The organism is Streptomyces sp. NPDC051180 (assembly GCF_040689545.1).
GTDB lineage: Bacteria > Actinomycetota > Actinomycetes > Streptomycetales > Streptomycetaceae > Streptomyces.
Genome location: NZ_JBFBBC010000008.1, coordinates 132934 through 148558, shown reverse-complemented (window position 1 = coordinate 148558; position 15625 = coordinate 132934). Strand labels below are relative to the sequence as shown.

Annotated in this window: 11 protein-coding genes; all 11 read right to left on the bottom strand. The window is 73.2% G+C overall.

The annotated features are described in order from the left end of the window. Positions 1-25: 25 nt before the first annotated feature. Positions 26-1018 carry a UDP-glucose 4-epimerase GalE gene (gene galE / locus AB0424_RS16695; protein ID WP_366305987.1) on the bottom strand — a complete coding sequence of 331 codons (993 nt, stop codon included), beginning with the start codon at positions 1016-1018 and terminating at the stop codon, positions 26-28. A 16-nt stretch (positions 1019-1034) separates the two neighbouring features. After that, on the bottom strand, positions 1035-2678 hold the full coding sequence (locus AB0424_RS16690) for a glycosyltransferase family 2 protein (RefSeq protein WP_366305986.1): 1644 nt from the start codon (positions 2676-2678) through the stop codon (positions 1035-1037). Between the two features lie 61 nt (positions 2679-2739). Then, positions 2740-4179 carry a GTPase ObgE gene (gene obgE / locus AB0424_RS16685; RefSeq protein WP_366305984.1) on the bottom strand — a complete coding sequence of 480 codons (1440 nt, stop codon included), beginning with the start codon at positions 4177-4179 and terminating at the stop codon, positions 2740-2742. A 112-nt stretch (positions 4180-4291) separates the two neighbouring features. Continuing rightward, a complete protein-coding gene (gene rpmA, locus AB0424_RS16680; RefSeq protein ID WP_003976205.1) occupies positions 4292-4546 on the bottom strand; it encodes a 50S ribosomal protein L27 in 255 nt (84 codons plus the stop codon). Positions 4547-4559: 13 nt separating this feature from the next. After that, entirely contained in the window at positions 4560-4880 is a 321-nt protein-coding gene (gene rplU / locus AB0424_RS16675; RefSeq protein WP_015033583.1) for a 50S ribosomal protein L21, read from the bottom strand. Between the two features lie 244 nt (positions 4881-5124). After that, on the bottom strand, positions 5125-8925 hold the full coding sequence (locus AB0424_RS16670; RefSeq protein ID WP_366305982.1) for an Rne/Rng family ribonuclease: 3801 nt from the start codon (positions 8923-8925) through the stop codon (positions 5125-5127). 234 nt (positions 8926-9159) lie between these two features. Beyond that, positions 9160-9951, bottom strand: coding sequence for a TIGR03936 family radical SAM-associated protein (locus tag AB0424_RS16665; protein WP_366305980.1), 792 nt, complete (start codon positions 9949-9951; stop codon positions 9160-9162). Positions 9952-10180: 229 nt separating this feature from the next. Then, on the bottom strand, positions 10181-10843 hold the full coding sequence (locus tag AB0424_RS16660) for a hypothetical protein (RefSeq protein WP_366305978.1): 663 nt from the start codon (positions 10841-10843) through the stop codon (positions 10181-10183). Between the two features lie 61 nt (positions 10844-10904). Then, a complete protein-coding gene (locus AB0424_RS16655) occupies positions 10905-12836 on the bottom strand; it encodes a TIGR03960 family B12-binding radical SAM protein (protein ID WP_366305976.1) in 1932 nt (643 codons plus the stop codon). A 52-nt stretch (positions 12837-12888) separates the two neighbouring features. Then, entirely contained in the window at positions 12889-14406 is a 1518-nt protein-coding gene (locus AB0424_RS16650; RefSeq protein ID WP_366305974.1) for a CYTH and CHAD domain-containing protein, read from the bottom strand. Between the two features lie 19 nt (positions 14407-14425). Then, positions 14426-15625: a rod shape-determining protein RodA gene (gene rodA / locus AB0424_RS16645; RefSeq protein ID WP_366305973.1), complete on the bottom strand. Its 1200-nt coding sequence runs from the start codon at positions 15623-15625 to the stop codon at positions 14426-14428.

Sequence of the window (15625 nt, the reverse complement as noted above, 5' to 3'; positions counted from 1 at the left end):
TTCGCGTCCGTGTGTGCGGTGCCGGTCAGCGGCCGGCGGCGACGCCCCGGTGGGCGACCCAGCCCTCCCAGGCCGAGGAGATCATCGAGCGGACGTCGTGGCGGGCCTTCCAGCCCAGCTCCGACTCGATGCGGTCGGCCGCGGCGACGACCCGGGCGGGGTCGCCGGGGCGGCGCGGGGTGACCAGGGGTTCGGCGGAGTGGCCGGTGATCTCGTTGATCAGCCCGACCATCTCCGTCACGGAGACGCCCTCGCCGCGGCCGATGTTGACCGTCAGATCACGCGGCTCGCCCGCCTCGGCCCACTCCGCGAGCTTCCGGGCCGCGACGAGGTGCGCCTCGGCGAGGTCCTCGACGTGGATGTAGTCGCGGATGCAGGTGCCGTCGGGCGTGTCGTAGTCGTCGCCGAAGATGCGCGGGGACTCGCCCGCGTCGAGGCGCTCGAAGACCATCGGGACCAGGTTGTAGACACCGGTGTCGGCGAGCTCGGGGGTCGCCGCGCCCGCCACGTTGAAGTAGCGCAGGCAGGCCGTCGAGATGCCGTGCGCCCGGCCGGCGGCGCGCACCAGCCACTCGCCCGCGAGCTTCGTCTCGCCGTACGGGCTGAGGGGCAGGCACGGGGTCTCCTCGGTGACGAGGACGACGTCCGGCATGCCGTAGACGGCGGCCGAGGAGGAGAAGAGGAAGTTGCGCACGCCCGCGGCGGCGACCGCCTCCAGGAGGACCGTGAGGCCGGTGACGTTCTCGCGGTAGTAGTGCATCGGCAGCTCGACGGACTCGCCGACCTGCTTCTTCGCGGCGAGGTGGACGACACCGGTCACGCCGTGCTCGGCGATCGTCCGGTCCAGTACCTCGCGGTCGAGGGTGGAGCCGACCACCAGGGGCACGCCTTCGGGCACCCGCTTCACGTCACCCGTGGACAGGTCGTCGAGGACGACGACCCGCTCGCCGGCCTGCGTCATCGCGCGGACCACGTGAGAGCCGATGTATCCGGCGCCGCCGGTGATCAGATAAGTCATAGTGCCCCAAACCCTTTCACTGAGAACTGCGGGCAAGCCGACGGAGCCGGGCTCCGACCGCCCGGAACCCGTCGCGGGCACCGGGTGCGATCCGCACCGCGAGCGAGCCGTTCGCCGTGGCGTACTGCTGCACCAGGAGTACACCGTACCGGCTGCTCGGAAGCACCGAGCGCCGCTGGGAGCCGTCCGGCGGGCGCAGCGAGGTGGTGAACGACTCACCGTCCGCGCACGTGACCGTGGCGACGACGTCCCACAGCTGGACGCCCTGACGGCCGCGCCGGCGGCCGGTGTCGGCGAGTCCGGTGAACCGGACGGGGGCCCGGCCCGACCAGCCGGCGACGGCCCCGTCGGTGTCCGTCTCGGCCCGCAGTTCGACCCGTTCGGTACGGGCCGGCTCGTCGTCGCCGCGCGGCAGGAACGACAGTTCGGCGCTGCGGGGGGCCGCGTCGGCGAGCCGTCCGTACAGGTCGCGGACCGTGAGGTGCAGCTCGCCGCCACCGGTGCGCAGGACGGCGTCCACGACGAGCGGGAGCTCGTCGAGCGGCAGCGTGTCCATTCCGTCGAGACGCGCCTGCGGCAGGTCGTCGGCCCAGACGGCGGCGGTACGGGTGCCCGCGTACGGCGGCAGCAGCCGCGCCGGGTTGGCGGCGAGCCGGGACAGCCTCAGCAGGTCGCGCGGCTCCTCGGCGGCCAGCAGGAACCGGGCGATCCAGCGGGCCGGGGCGACCGCCGCGGCGATCTCCGCCTCCCCGAAGCCGGCCAGGTGGTCGCGGGTGGCCGCCCACCAGTCGGCACGGTGGCCGGCGTCGCGCAGCCGCACGTCACGGGCGTACATCCGCAGGTCGTGTTCGAGGAACTTGGTGCGGCAGGCGGCGGCGAGCTCCGCGCGTCCCGCCTCCGCGAAGGTCTCGACGGCCGCGCGGTGGGCGGCGATCCGGGCCTGCCAGTTGGAGACGCCACCGCGGTCGAGCGAGATCGACAGCTGGGCGGCGGCCCGGCGCACGTGCCACACGTAGACGGTGTCCGGGATCACCGCGATGCGGGGGGCGGCGGCGTACACCCGGGCGGTGAAGAGGAAGTCCTCGTAGACGAACCGGCCGTCGGGGAAGCGGATGCCGTGCTCGTCGAGGAAGGCGCGGGCGTAGACCTTGTTGACGCAGAGCGTGTCGTGGAGCAGCGGACGCAGCTCCTCCGGAGTCTCCAGCAGGGCCGGCTCGCGGTAGAGCCCGGGCTGCCAGCGGACGTCCCTGCCCTCGGGCAGCTCGCGTCGTACGCAGACGCCGACCGCGACCGGTGTGCGGTGCCGCTCCGCGGCGGCCACCAGGGCCTCGGCGGCGCCCTCGGGCAGCACGTCGTCGCTGTCCAGGAACATCACGTACGGGGCGGTGGCGGCCTCGATGCCGTCGTTGCGGGGAGTGCCGCAGCCGCCGCTGTTCTCGGTGCGGTGCACCACGCGCACCCGGGGGTGCCGGGCCGCCAGCTCGTCGAGTACCCGCGCCGTGCCGTCGCTCGAGCGGTCGTCGACCGCGACGACCTCCGCCACCACGGGGCCCTGGTCGAGCGCCGACCTGATGGCCTCACCCACCAACGCCTCGTCGTTGTAGGCGATGACGACGACACTGAGCTTGCCGACGGTCTTCGGCAGCGAAACGGTACTCACCCCAGGATCCTACGGGAGCTCCCCGACCCCCCTGACGAGGGCCGAGGAGCTCCCGGACCCGCTAGAACGCGTCGAACTCGTCGAACTCGCGCTGGGCGTCGTCGCGCTCCGCGTCGCGGTCGCGACGACGCTGGGCGGCGGGACGCGGGGCCTCCAGGCGGTGGTCCTCACCGCGGCGGCCGAGCATCTCGGCGCCGGCCATCATGGTCGGCTCCCAGTCGAAGACGACGGCGTTGTCCTCGGCGCCGATGGCGACACCGTCGCCGGCGCGGGCACCGGCCTTCATCAGCCGGTCCTCGACGCCGAGGCGGTTGAGGCGGTCGGCGAGGTAGCCGACGGCCTCGTCGTTGTTGAAGTCGGTCTGGCGGACCCAGCGCTCGGGCTTCTCGCCGCGCACCCGGTAGACGTCCTCGGCCTCGTCGTAGGTGACGGTGAAGCCCGCGTCGTCGACGGCCTTCGGGCGGATGACGATCCGGGTCGCCTCCTCCACGGGCTTGGCCGCGCGCGCCTCGCCGACGATGCCGGCGAGGGCGAAGGAGAGCTCCTTGAGGCCCGTACGGGCGACGGCGGAGACCTCGTACACCTGGTAGCCGCGCTCTTCGAGCTCCGGGCGGATCATGTCCGCCAGGTCCTGGCCGTCCGGGATGTCGATCTTGTTGAGGACGACGATCCGGGGACGGTCCTCGAGGCCGCCGTACTGCTTCAGCTCCTCCTCGATGATGTCGAGGTCGGAGACCGGGTCGCGGTCCGACTCCAGCGTCGCCGTGTCCAGGACGTGCACGAGGACCGAGCAGCGCTCCACGTGACGCAGGAACTCCAGGCCCAGGCCGCGGCCCTGGCTGGCGCCGGGGATGAGGCCGGGGACGTCGGCGATCGTGTAGACGGTCGAGCCGGCGGTGACCACGCCCAGGTTGGGGACGAGGGTCGTGAAGGGGTAGTCGGCGATCTTCGGCTTGGCGGCCGAGAGGACCGAGATGAGCGAGGACTTGCCCGCGCTCGGGTAGCCGACGAGCGCCACGTCGGCGACGGTCTTGAGCTCCAGGACGACGTCGCCGGCCTCGCCGGGCTCGCCGAGGAGCGCGAAGCCGGGGGCCTTGCGGCGGGCCGACGCGAGCGCGGCGTTGCCGAGGCCGCCGCGGCCGCCCTGGCCCGCGACGAAGGTGGTGCCCTGTCCGACGAGGTCGGCCAGGACGTTGCCCTGCTTGTCGAGGACGACGGTGCCGTCCGGCACGGGCAGGACGAGGTCCTGGCCGTCCTTGCCGGAGCGGTTGTCGCCGGCGCCGGGCTGGCCGTTGGTGGCCTTGCGGTGCGGCGAGTGGTGGTACTCGAGCAGGGTGGTGACCGCCTGGTCGACGACCAGGATCACGTCGCCGCCACGGCCGCCGTTGCCGCCGTCGGGGCCGCCGAGGGGCTTGAACTTCTCCCGGTGGACGGAGGCACAGCCGTGGCCTCCGTTACCCGCGGCGACGTGCAGCTCGACGCGGTCCACGAAGGTGGTCATGGTTGGTGCCTCCAGAGAGTTACTTACGTGCGGAATGTCTATCTAGTAACACGCGAAAGGCGGACCCGCTTCCCGATCCGGGAAGTGAGGTCCGCCTCCGCAAATGAACCGATCAGGCGACCGGAACGATGTTCACGACCTTGCGGCCACGGTGGGTGCCGAACTGCACCGCGCCGGCCTGCAGGGCGAACAGCGTGTCGTCGCCGCCACGGCCGACGCCCGCGCCCGGGTGGAAGTGGGTGCCGCGCTGGCGGACCAGGATCTCACCCGCGTTGACGGCCTGACCGCCGAAGCGCTTCACGCCGAGCCGCTGGGCATTCGAGTCGCGCCCGTTCCGGGTGGACGATGCGCCCTTCTTGTGTGCCATGTCTCAGTCCCTCTTACTTCGCAGCCGCGGGGATACCGGTGACCTTGATCGCCGTGTACTGCTGGCGGTGACCCTGGCGACGGCGGTAGCCGGTCTTGTTCTTGTAGCGCAGGATGTCGATCTTGGCGCCCTTGTGGTGGTCCACGACCTCGGCCGTGACCTTGATGCCGGCCAGGACCCACGGGTCGCTGGTCACGGCGTCGCCGTCGACCACGAGCAGGGTCGAGAGCTCGACCGTGTCGCCGACCTTGGCAGTGGAAATCTTGTCAACCTCAACGATGTCGCCGACAGCAACCTTGTGCTGGCGACCACCGCTGCGCACGATGGCGTACACGCGGATCTCTCTCTCACTCGGGATGGAACCTCTGAAGCCAGCCGCTCACACGGGCCCGGGGGCCCGCGGCGTTCCGGAATCGGACGAGCGGCCTCTCCCGGCGAGCGGGAGGGAGGTGCTCAGAGGCGCGACGTGCCGATTAGACACGCCGACGGTCTAGGTTACGGGCGGCTGCCACAAGGGGTCAAATTCGCCCGAGCGGGTGCGGGCCGCCCCGTGGAGGGACGGCCCGCACCCGGTGGAGTCAGTCCTGGGCCGGAGCCGCGGTCTTCTCCGCCGCCTTCTTGGCCGGGGCCTTCTTGGCGGTGGTCTTCTTCGCCACGGTCTTCTTGGTCGCCGCCGTCTTCTTGGTGGCGGCCTTCTTGGCCGTGGCCTTCTTCGCGGTCTTGCGCGCCGCCGTCTTCTTGGCCGGCGCGGCCTCCGCCCCGGCCTCGGCCGGGGCGTCCTCGGCGGGAGCCGCGGCGACCACGACCACGGCCGCCTCCTCGGCGCCCGCGGGGGCGCCGGCCGGAGCGGTGGCCTTGCGGACCACCCGGCGGCGGGCGCGCGGCGCGGCGGCCACGGGGGCCTCCTCGACGACGGGCTCGGCCACCGGCTCGGCGACGGGCTCCGGAGTCGACTCGACGACCGGCTCGGCGACGACGACCGGCTCGACGACCTCGGCGACCGTCTCCGTGGTGGAGACGACCGGGGAGGTCACCCGGCGGGTCGCACGGCGACGGGCGCGCGGGGCCGGGGCGGCCTCCTCGGCCGGCGGCTCGACGACGGGAGCGGGCTCGACGACGGCCGGCGCCTCGGCGACGGGCGCGGGCTCCGCGACCGGCTCCGGCGCGGCGGCGGGCGCCGGCTCGTACACGACGGTGTCGGTCTCCACGACCGGCGCCGGGGCGGTCGGGGCGGAGACCCGGCGGGTCGCCCGACGACGACCGCGACCGCGCGTGGCGGCGGCCTCGGCCTCGGCGGCGGAGCCGTACAGCTCCTCGTCCGCGGCGATCGGCTCCGGCAGCGCGACCGGTGCGGCGAGCTCCGCCGCGACCTCGGCCTCGGTCTCGGTCTCGGCCTCCGCGGTCTCCACCTGGTCGTGGTCGTGCTCGTGGACGTGCTCGGCGCCGCCGCGGCCGCGCTTCTTCGAGCGCTTGCCGCCGCCACCGCCGCCGGCGGTCGCCGGCTGCTCCATGTGCACGATGACACCGCGGCCGTTGCAGTGGACGCAGGTCTCGGAGAAGGACTCCAGGAGGCCCTGGCCGACCCGCTTGCGGGTCATCTGCACCAGGCCGAGCGAGGTGACCTCGGCCACCTGGTGCTTGGTCCGGTCCCGGCCCAGGCACTCCAGGAGGCGCCGCAGCACCAGGTCGCGGTTGGACTCCAGGACCATGTCGATGAAGTCGATGACGACGATGCCGCCGAGGTCGCGCAGGCGCAGCTGCCGGACGATCTCCTCGGCCGCTTCGAGGTTGTTCCTCGTCACGGTCTCCTCGAGGTTGCCGCCCTGACCGGTGAACTTGCCGGTGTTGACGTCGACGACGATCATCGCCTCGGTCTTGTCGATCACCAGCGAGCCGCCGGACGGCAGCCAGACCTTGCGGTCCAGCGCCTTCATGAGCTGCTCGTCGATCCGGTAGGTCGCGAAGACGTCGACCTCGCTCGTCCACTTGGACAGGCGGTCGGCCAGGTCGGGCGCGACGTGCGAGACGTAGCCGTGGATGGTCTCCCACGCGTCGTCGCCGCTGACGATGACCTTGGAGAAGTCCTCGTTGAAGATGTCGCGGACGACCCGGACGGTCATGTCCGGCTCGCCGTAGAGCAGGCTCGGCGCGGACGTCGAGATCTGGGCGGCCTTCTTCTGGATGTCGGCCCACTGCGCCTGCAGGCGCTCGACGTCGCGGCGCAGCTCGTCCTCGCTCGCGCCCTCGGCGGCGGTGCGCACGATGACGCCCGCGTCCTCGGGGACGATCTTCTTGAGGATGGTCTTCAGGCGGCTGCGCTCGGTGTCCGGGAGCTTGCGGCTGATGCCGGTCATCGAGCCCTCGGGCACGTACACGAGGTAGCGGCCGGGCAGGGAGACCTGGCTGGTCAGACGGGCGCCCTTGTGGCCGATCGGGTCCTTGGTGACCTGCACGAGGACCGACTGGCCGGACTTGAGGGCGGTCTCGATGCGGCGCGGGCCGTGGCCCATGCCGAGCGCCTCGAAGTTGACCTCACCGGCGTACAGGACGGCGTTGCGGCCCTTGCCGATGTCGACGAACGCGGCCTCCATGGACGGCAGCACGTTCTGGACCTTGCCCAGGTAGACGTTGCCGACGTACGAGGTGGCCTGCTCCTTGTTGACGTAGTGCTCGACGAGCACGTTGTCTTCCAGGACGCCGATCTGGGTGCGCTCGCCGTTCTGGCGGACGACCATGACGCGCTCGACGGCCTCGCGGCGGGCGAGGAACTCGGCCTCGGTGATGATCGGGACGCGGCGGCGGCCCTGCTCGCGGCCTTCGCGGCGGCGCTGCTTCTTGGCCTCCAGGCGGGTCGAGCCCTTGATGGACTGGACCTCGTCGCTGCCGGTGCCGGGCTCGGCCTTCTCACGGGCCGGACGGGGCTCGCGGACCTTGACGACCGTGCGGACGCCCTCGTCGTCGGCGCCCTCGGCGTCGGCGGAGGCGTCCCCGCTGCGGCGGCGACGGCGACGGCGGCGACGGGAGCTGCTGGAGCCGCCGGAGTAGCCCTCGGCCTCGTCCGACTCCTCCTCGCCGTCCTCGTCCTCGTCCTCGGCGTGCGGCTCCTCGCCCTCCTCGGTCTCCTCGACCTCGGTGAGCTCACCGCGGCGGCGGCGGCGGCCACCGCGACGACGACGGCGGGACGGGCGGTCCTCGTACTCGTCGCCGTCCTCGGACTCGTCGGCCTCGTCGGCGGCGGCCTCGACCTCGGGCTCGTCGGCGACGGTGGCCGGGACGGGCTCGACGGCGACGGGCTCGCCGCGGCGACGGCGGCGACGGCGGGAGCCGGCCTCGGCGCGCTCGGCGGGCTCGGCGGCCTCCACGGTCTCGGGCGCCTCGACGGTCTCGACCGTCTCTTCCTCCTCCTCGGGCTCCACCGCGACGGCGGCGGCGGCCGCGGCGGCGGACTCCGGGGTCTGGAACATCGGCTCGGTGAAGACCGGGGCCTGGAAGACGGCGACGGAGGGGCGCGCGGCGCGGCGCGACTCCCGGGTCGGGGCCGGCTCGGAGGTGAACTGCGGCGAGGTGGCGCGGCGGCGGCCGCGGCCGCGGGTGGCGGCGGTCTCGGCGGCGGTGACCTCGGCGTCGTCGGCGGTGATCTGCTCGACGGCGGCCTGGGGCAGCGACTCGCCGGTGACGGTCGGCTCGGCGGCGGCCTCGGGCGAGGTGGCCTTGCGGGTGGCGCGGCGGCGGGTACGGGCCGGCGGCGCGGCCTCCTCGACGGCCGGGGTGGCGGTCTCGACGGCCGGGGCGGTCTCCACGACCGGCTCGGTGGCGGACGCCTCGGCTGCGGGCTCCTCGGCGACGGCGGGAGCGCCGGCCGGGGCGGTGGCCTTGCGGGTCGCGCGGCGGCGGGTACGGGCCGGCGGCGCGGCCTCCTCGGCGACCGGGGCGGCCTCGACGGCGGGGGCCTCGGCGACCGGGGCGGTCTCGGCGGGCTCCTCGACGGCGGCCGTGGAGGTCACGGGCGAGGTGGCCTTGCGGGTGGCGCGGCGGCGCGCGGGGCGCGCCGGAGCGGCCTCGGGCGCCTCTTCGGCGGCCGGGGCGGGGGTCTCGGCGGGCGCCTCGACCACGGCTTCGACGGCCGGAGCGGCGGTCTCGGCCGCGGTGTCGGCGGCCGGGGCGGTGGCCTTGCGGGTCGCGCGGCGGCGGGTACGGGCCGGCGGCGCGGCCTCCTCGACGGCCGGGGCGGCCTCGACGGCCGGGGCCTCGGCGACCGGGGCGGTCTCGGCGGTCGCGCCCGTCACCGGCGGGCCGGCGGGGCGGGAAGCGGCGCGGCGCCTGCGGCGCGGCGGCAGCTTGTCACCGGGGGCGTTGGTGTCTTCGTTGGACTCGAGCATGCGGGGTTTCTCCCGTCACGCTCCCGGGCGCCGCGCCTTGTTCCGGTGCGGCGGCACGGTCGCGCCTGTGGCGCGGTGCCGCCGCCCGGGGCGCGGGCGCCGCACGGGAGCTCTGTGTCTGGCTCGCCGGTTCCGTACGCCCTGTGCGGACGGCCTGGCGAAAGTCTCCTGGTCAGTGCGCTGCCCGACCCAGGTGGCTCCCGAGTGCCAGGGCGGCGCTACGACGACCGCTCCCTACGCGGTACCTGCACCCGGCGCCGTCGCAGAGGCGGTCGCGGCGGCCGTGGTAGGAGCGGCCGTGACTGCCTCGCGGTCGGGCGCGAGCGGGTCGGTCACCGTGCCGGACTCCTCGTCGAAGAGCCCCTGCGCCAGCCTGGTCACCGCAGCGGGGACCGGCGGCGCCAGGTCGGCCACAGCTCGGAGACCGGACAGGACGTCGTCGGGTCGTACGGCAGGTGTCACGTGCCGAACAACCAGGCGCAGTATCGCACAGGCGCTGTCGAGCGGCCTATCACCCTGGGGATCACCCTGGGGGCGGGCCGCCGTCAGCTCGGTGACCGCGGAGCGTGCGTCGAAGGTGCGGACGCCGTTCTTGGTCTTGCGCTGTACTTCCACCGTCTCGGCCGCGAGAAACGCCGCGACGGCCTTCTCCGCGTCCTCGACCGTGACGCCTTCGAGCCGCAGCTCCCACACGGAGGCGGTGAGCCGGTCGGCGAGCCCGGAGGTCCGGGCCTCGACGGCGTCGGTGATGTCGAGTCCGGCCGGCAGGGACTCGTCGAGCAGCGCCCGCAGCGTCTCGGGGTCGCGCGTCCGGGTCAGCGCGATCTCCAGGTACTCGGCCTCGGAGCCGGTGCCCGTCGGCGCGGCGTTGGCGTACGAGACCTTGGGGTGCGGGGTGAAACCGGCCGAGTACGCCATCGGCACCTCGGCGCGGCGGAGCGCACGCTCGAAAGCGCGCTGGAAGTCACGGTGGCTGGTGAACCGGAGGCGGCCGCGCTTGGTGTAGCGCAGTCGGATGCGCTGCACCGCCGGTGCGGGCGGCGGGCCTTCGGGCTGTCGCTTGCCCAGTGGTTCTTCTCCTCGGTGCGGGGCGGCGCGGGTGGCGCCGTCCACGAGATGTACGGGTTGCCCCGGGGGTCCCGCCCGGTTCACCCCCGCTGTCGCGGGGAGATCTCGGGGGCGGGCGCCGCGCCGGGGACGTTCGTTGTACTACCCAGAGTACGCGCCCGGGCCACCTCCGGTTCCCCGGGCCGGGTCAGCGGGGTCCGCCGAAGAGCGCGACGCGCACCTCCCGGGCGGCGGCGCGGACGGCCCGGGTGACGGCGGCGACGGGGGCCCACACCCAGGTGCGGAGCCAGTGGCCGACGGGGGTGAGGATCACCCGGTACACCCAGGCGAGGGGGCGTCCGACCGTGTTCCACAGCAGCCAGGCGACGGCCCGCCCGAGCGCCCCGGAGATCAGGCCGCCGATGTGCCAGGCCCAGGCGACCGCGGCGCCGGCCGCCCGGCCGACGGGGGCGAGCACATGGCGCCAGAGCCAGGTCAGCGGAGTGACGAGCAGGAGGTCGACCAGCCACCAGACGGCCTTGGCCACGGGAAGGAGGACCCATCGCCCCAGCCACCTCAGGGGGGTGACGACCAGCAGGTCGACCAGCCACCAGAGGGCTCGGCCGACCGGGGCGATCACCCACTCCCAGAGGAACCGCAGGGGGATCACGAGCAGGTGGTGGATCAGCCAGGCGAGGACGCGTCCGATCGGGGCGAGGACCCAGCGCCACAGCTGCTTCAGGCAGTAGGCGAGGGCGTCCCAGACCAGCCGCACGGGCAGCACGATCACCAGCGCGATGGCCCGCGCCACCCCGGTGAGGCAGCCCGCGGGCTCGCTCGACGTCTGTGACCTGGCGTTCTCCGTGTTCATGCCGGGAATGACGCGACGGCCCGGCGAAGGGTTTCCCCTCCGCCGGGCCGTCATCCAAGCGTTACCGATTGACGACCGTCAGCGGCAGCAGCGTCTTGCCGGTGGGGCCGATCTGGATGTGGGTGTCCATCTGCGGACAGACGCCGCAGTCGAAGCACGGGGTCCAGCGGCAGTCCTCGACCTCGGTCTCGTCGAGGGAGTCCTGCCAGTCCTCCCACAGCCAGTCCTTGTCGAGACCCGAGTCGAGGTGGTCCCAGGGCAGGACCTCCTCGTAGGTGCGCTCGCGGGTCGTGTACCAGGCGACGTCCACGCCGACGTCGGGCAGCGTCTTCTCGGCGCAGGCCATCCAGCGGTCGTACGAGAAGTGCTCGCGCCAGCCGTCGAAGCGGCCGCCGTCCTCGTAGACCGCGCGGATGACGGCGCCGATGCGGCGGTCGCCGCGCGAGAGGAGGCCCTCGACGATGCCGGGCTTGCCGTCGTGGTAGCGGAAGCCGATGGAGCGGCCGTACTTCTTGTCGCCGCGGATCTTGTCGCGGAGCTTGCGCAGACGCTCGTCGGTCTCCTCGGCGGAGAGCTGCGGGGCCCACTGGAAGGGGGTGTGCGGCTTGGGGACGAAGCCGCCGATCGAGACGGTGCAGCGGATGTCGTTCTGGCCGGAGACCTTGCGGCCCTCGGCGATCACGTTCATCGCCATGTCGGCGATCTGGAGGACGTCCTCGTCGGTCTCCGTCGGCAGGCCGCACATGAAGTACAGCTTCACCTGGCGCCAGCCGTTGCCGTACGCGGTGGAGACGGTCCGGATGAGGTCCTCCTCCGAGACCATCTTGTTGATGACCTTGCGCATGCGCTCGGAGCCGCCCTCGGGGGCGAAGGTGAGACCGGAGCGGCGGCCGTTCCGGGTCAACTCGTTGGCGAGGTCGACGTTGAAGGCGTCCACGCGGGTCGACGGCAGGGAGAGGCCCACCTTGTCGTCCGTGTAGCGGTCGGCCAGGCCCTTGGCGATCTCGCCGATCTCGGTGTGGTCGGCGGAGGAGAGGGAGAGGAGGCCGACCTCCTCGAAGCCGGTCGCCTTGAGGCCCTTCTCGACCATCTCGCCGATGCCGGTGATGCTTCGCTCCCGCACGGGGCGCGTGATCATGCCGGCCTGGCAGAAGCGGCAGCCGCGGGTGCACCCGCGGAAGATCTCGACGGACATGCGCTCGTGGACGGTCTCCGCAAGCGGCACGAGGGGCTGCTTCGGGTACGGCCACTCGTCGAGGTCCATGACGGTGTGCTTGGAGACGCGCCACGGCACGCCGGACTTGTTCGGCACGACACGGCCGATGCGGCCGTCCGGCAGGTACTCGACGTCGTAGAAGCCCGGGATGTAGACCGAGCCCGTCTTCGCGAGGCGGAAGAGGACCTCCTCGCGGCCGCCCGGCCGGCCCTCCGCCTTCCACGCGCGGATGATCTCGGTCATGTCGAGGACGGCCTGCTCGCCGTCGCCGATGATCGCCGCGTCGATGAAGTCCGCGATCGGCTCGGGGTTGAAGGCGGCGTGGCCGCCGGCGAGCACGATCGGGTGGTCGACCGTCCGGTCCTTCGCCTCCAGCGGGATGCCGGCGAGGTCGAGGGCGGTGAGCATGTTCGTGTAGCCCAGCTCCGTGGAGAAGCTGAGGCCGAAGACGTCGAAGGCGCTCACGGGGCGGTGCGAGTCGACGGTGAACTGCGGGACCTTGTGCTCCCGCATCAGCTCCTCGAGGTCCGGCCACACGCTGTACGTGCGCTCGGCGAGGACGCCCTCGCGCTCGTTGAGCACCTCGTAGAGGATCATGACGCCCTGGTTGGGCAGGCCGACCTCGTACGCGTCCGGGTACATCAGCGCCCAGCGGACGTCGGCGGACTCCCACGGCTTGACCGTGGAGTTCAGCTCTCCACCGACGTACTGAATCGGCTTCTGCACGTGCGGGAGCAGAGCTTCGAGCTGCGGGAAGACAGACTCGGCAGCAGACATCTCGAACCTTCGTGAGCTGGCAGGGGGGCGACTCTCAAGCGTACCCCGGTGCTCAGCGCGTCAGCGCCGCCCTGAGATCCGGGGCGGACGCGCGGGCCCAGACCCGGGGCAGCTCCCGCTCGGCCGCGGCGGCCGCGGCTTCCTCGCGGCCGTAGAGAAGTCCCCAGGTGAAAGCCGATTCGCCGACCCCGTGGGCCATGATCCCGAACTCGCGGAGGGCGGCGCGGGCGACGACGGCGTCCTGGTGTTCGCCGAGGAGCGTCTGCACGGCCTTGACGCGCTTCGCGAGCCGCTTGGCGGGTCTGCCGAGCGCGGGGCGGGCCGCGTCGGCGGCGTAGCGGGCGCGCTTGGCGGCCTTGCGGGCCTCGTGGAGGGCGAGGTCGCGTTCGTGGCCCGGGGCGAGGGCGAGGGCGTGGCCGATCCGGCGGCCGAGGCGGTCGTGGTCCTCGCGGACGGCGCGGGCGAGGACCTTGCGGGCGTCGCGGCGGGCGTCCTTGCGCAGCGGCGGGTCGGCGAGGAGCACCGCGAGGCTGTCGAGGAGGGCGAGGTAGCGGTCGGAGTCGAGGGCGGTGAGGGCCTGCTGACGGGCGTTCCTGGCGAGGGCGGCGTCCCGCCGCCGCAGCCGGGCCTGGACGGGGCCGAGGGTGAGGGCGGGCGTCAGTTCCTCGACGCGGGCGCTCAGCCGCGCGTCGAGGACCTCCTGGTCGCGGGCGACGCCGAGTTCGCCGGCGAGCCACTTCAGCTCGACGCCGACGGGGTCGGTGGCCGCGCGGTCCAGGACCCGGCGGTAGGTCCTGAAGGCGCCGCGCAGCCGGCGGCAGGCGACCCGCATCCGGTGGACGGCGTCGGGCAGGTCGCGCCGGACGGCGGGGTCGAGCGCGACGATGGCGTCGGCCTGTTCGCGTACGTAGGCGAGGACGGCCGCCCCGGCGGTGCCGGGCTTCCCTGGAGCGGGGGCCGGTTCGGGTCCCGGGCCCGTCTCGGCGAGGGCGCGGGCGAGCTTGGACGGGGAGGCGGAGGGGCGGATGCCGGCCTTGCCGAGGCGCCTGCCGACGGCGTCGAGGAGGGCCGGGTCGTCGATGCCGTCGGCGAGTTCCACCTCGATCTCGGTCCAGGTGGCGACGGTGCCGCCGGGGAGCCGTTCGGCGTGGACGGTGTCGACGGAGAGTTCGGCGAGGAGGGTGCCGTCCGCGGTGCGCAGGTGGCGGACGTCGCGCGCGGAGCGGAGGCGGACGACGGGGACGACGGTGCCGCCGCGGACCCGGGAACGCAGGAGCCCCGCCAGCTCACCCGGAAGGGTGTCGGTCAGCGGGGCCCTGATCTCGTCGCGCACTCCCGCGGCGACGGGGAACTTCACGTGCCATCCGGCGTCGCTGCCGCCGGTGCGGCGGCGGAGGGTCAGCGCGTCGGCGGCCAGCCGGAGGTCGGGGGTGTCGTAGTAGACGGCGTCCAGTTCCATGACGCCCCGGTCCGCGACCTCGGCGACTCCGCGGACCTTGGTGAGGTCCGGCAGCGGAGTCTCCCCGGTGGCTTCGTACTTCCGCTCGATCTCGCGCTTCGTCTCGGCCATACCTCGAATCTAACCGCCGTCACGCCGTCATCGGGCGTTGTACGCGAATCGACTGGAGGAGGCCGATCGCGACCCACACGGCGAACATGGACGAGCCGCCGTAGGAGACGAACGGCAGCGGCAGGCCGGCGACGGGCATGATGCCGAGCGTCATGCCGATGTTCTCGAAGGACTGGAAGGCGAACCAGGCGATGATGCCGGCGGCGACGACCGTGCCGTAGAGCTCGGTGGTCTCGCGGGCGATCCGGCAGGCGCGCCAGAGGATGACGCCGAGGAGGACGAGGATCAGTCCGGCGCCGACGAAGCCGAGCTCCTCCCCCGCGACCGTGAAGACGAAGTCGGTCTGCTGTTCGGGGACGAACTGGCCGGTGGTCTGGGAGCCCTTGAAGAGTCCGGCGCCGAGCAGGCCGCCGGAGCCGATCGCGATGCGGGCCTGGTTGGTGTTGTAGCCGACGCCGGCCGGGTCGAGGTCGGGGTTGGCGAAGGCCGCGAAGCGGTTGATCTGGTACTCGTCGAGCATGCCGAGCGCGGTGACGAGGACCGCGCCGAGGACGCCCGCGCCGATGAGGCCGAGGACCCACCGGTTGGACGCGCCGGACGCGAGCAGGACGCCGAGCACGATGACGGCCATGACCATGACCGAGCCGAGGTCCGGCATCAGCATGACGATGCCCATGGGGAGGGCGGCCAGGGCGAGGGCCTTGGCGACGGTGCGGTGGTCGGGGTGGAGCTGGTCGCCGGCGTCGACCTTGGCGGCCAGCAGCATCGCCATGACCAGGATGATCGTGATCTTGACGAACTCGCTGGGCTGCAGCGAGAAGCCGCCGCCGACCACGATCCACGCGTGGGCGCCGTTGATGGTGGCGCCGAGCGGGGTGAGGACGGCGAGGATCAGGACGATCGAGAGGCCGTAGAGGATCGGCACCGCGCCGCGCAGGGTGCGGTGCCCGAGCCAGATCGTGCCGACCATCAGGGCGACGCCGATGCCGGTGTTGAGCAGGTGGCGCAGGAGGAAGTAGTACGGGTCGCCGTTGTTGAGCTCGGTGCGGCCTCGGGTGGCGGACCAGACGAGCAGGGCGCCGACGCCGGAGAGCGCGAGCGCCGACAGCAGGATCGGCCAGTCGAGCCGGCGGACCACGGAGTCGCGGGCGGCCAGTTTGGCGAGGGTGCCGCGTTCGGGGGCGTACCGGGAGACGGAGAAGCCGTGGGGTGCGGTCAT

Excerpts from the sequence above, each read along its gene's own strand:
- AB0424_RS16650 (WP_366305974.1), bottom strand. The coding sequence starts at position 14,406 with ATGGCCGAGACGAAGCGCGAGATCGAGCGGAAGTACGAAGCCACCGGG.
- obgE (WP_366305984.1), bottom strand. The coding sequence starts at position 4,179 with ATGACCACCTTCGTGGACCGCGTCGAGCTGCACGTCGCCGCGGGTAAC.
- AB0424_RS16655 (WP_366305976.1), bottom strand. The coding sequence starts at position 12,836 with ATGTCTGCTGCCGAGTCTGTCTTCCCGCAGCTCGAAGCTCTGCTCCCG.
- rodA (WP_366305973.1), bottom strand. The coding sequence starts at position 15,625 with ATGACCGCACCCCACGGCTTCTCCGTCTCCCGGTACGCCCCCGAACGC.
- AB0424_RS16670 (WP_366305982.1), bottom strand. The coding sequence starts at position 8,925 with ATGCTCGAGTCCAACGAAGACACCAACGCCCCCGGTGACAAGCTGCCG.
- galE (WP_366305987.1), bottom strand. The coding sequence starts at position 1,018 with ATGACTTATCTGATCACCGGCGGCGCCGGATACATCGGCTCTCACGTG.
- rpmA (WP_003976205.1), bottom strand. The coding sequence starts at position 4,546 with ATGGCACACAAGAAGGGCGCATCGTCCACCCGGAACGGGCGCGACTCG.
- AB0424_RS16660 (WP_366305978.1), bottom strand. The coding sequence starts at position 10,843 with ATGAACACGGAGAACGCCAGGTCACAGACGTCGAGCGAGCCCGCGGGC.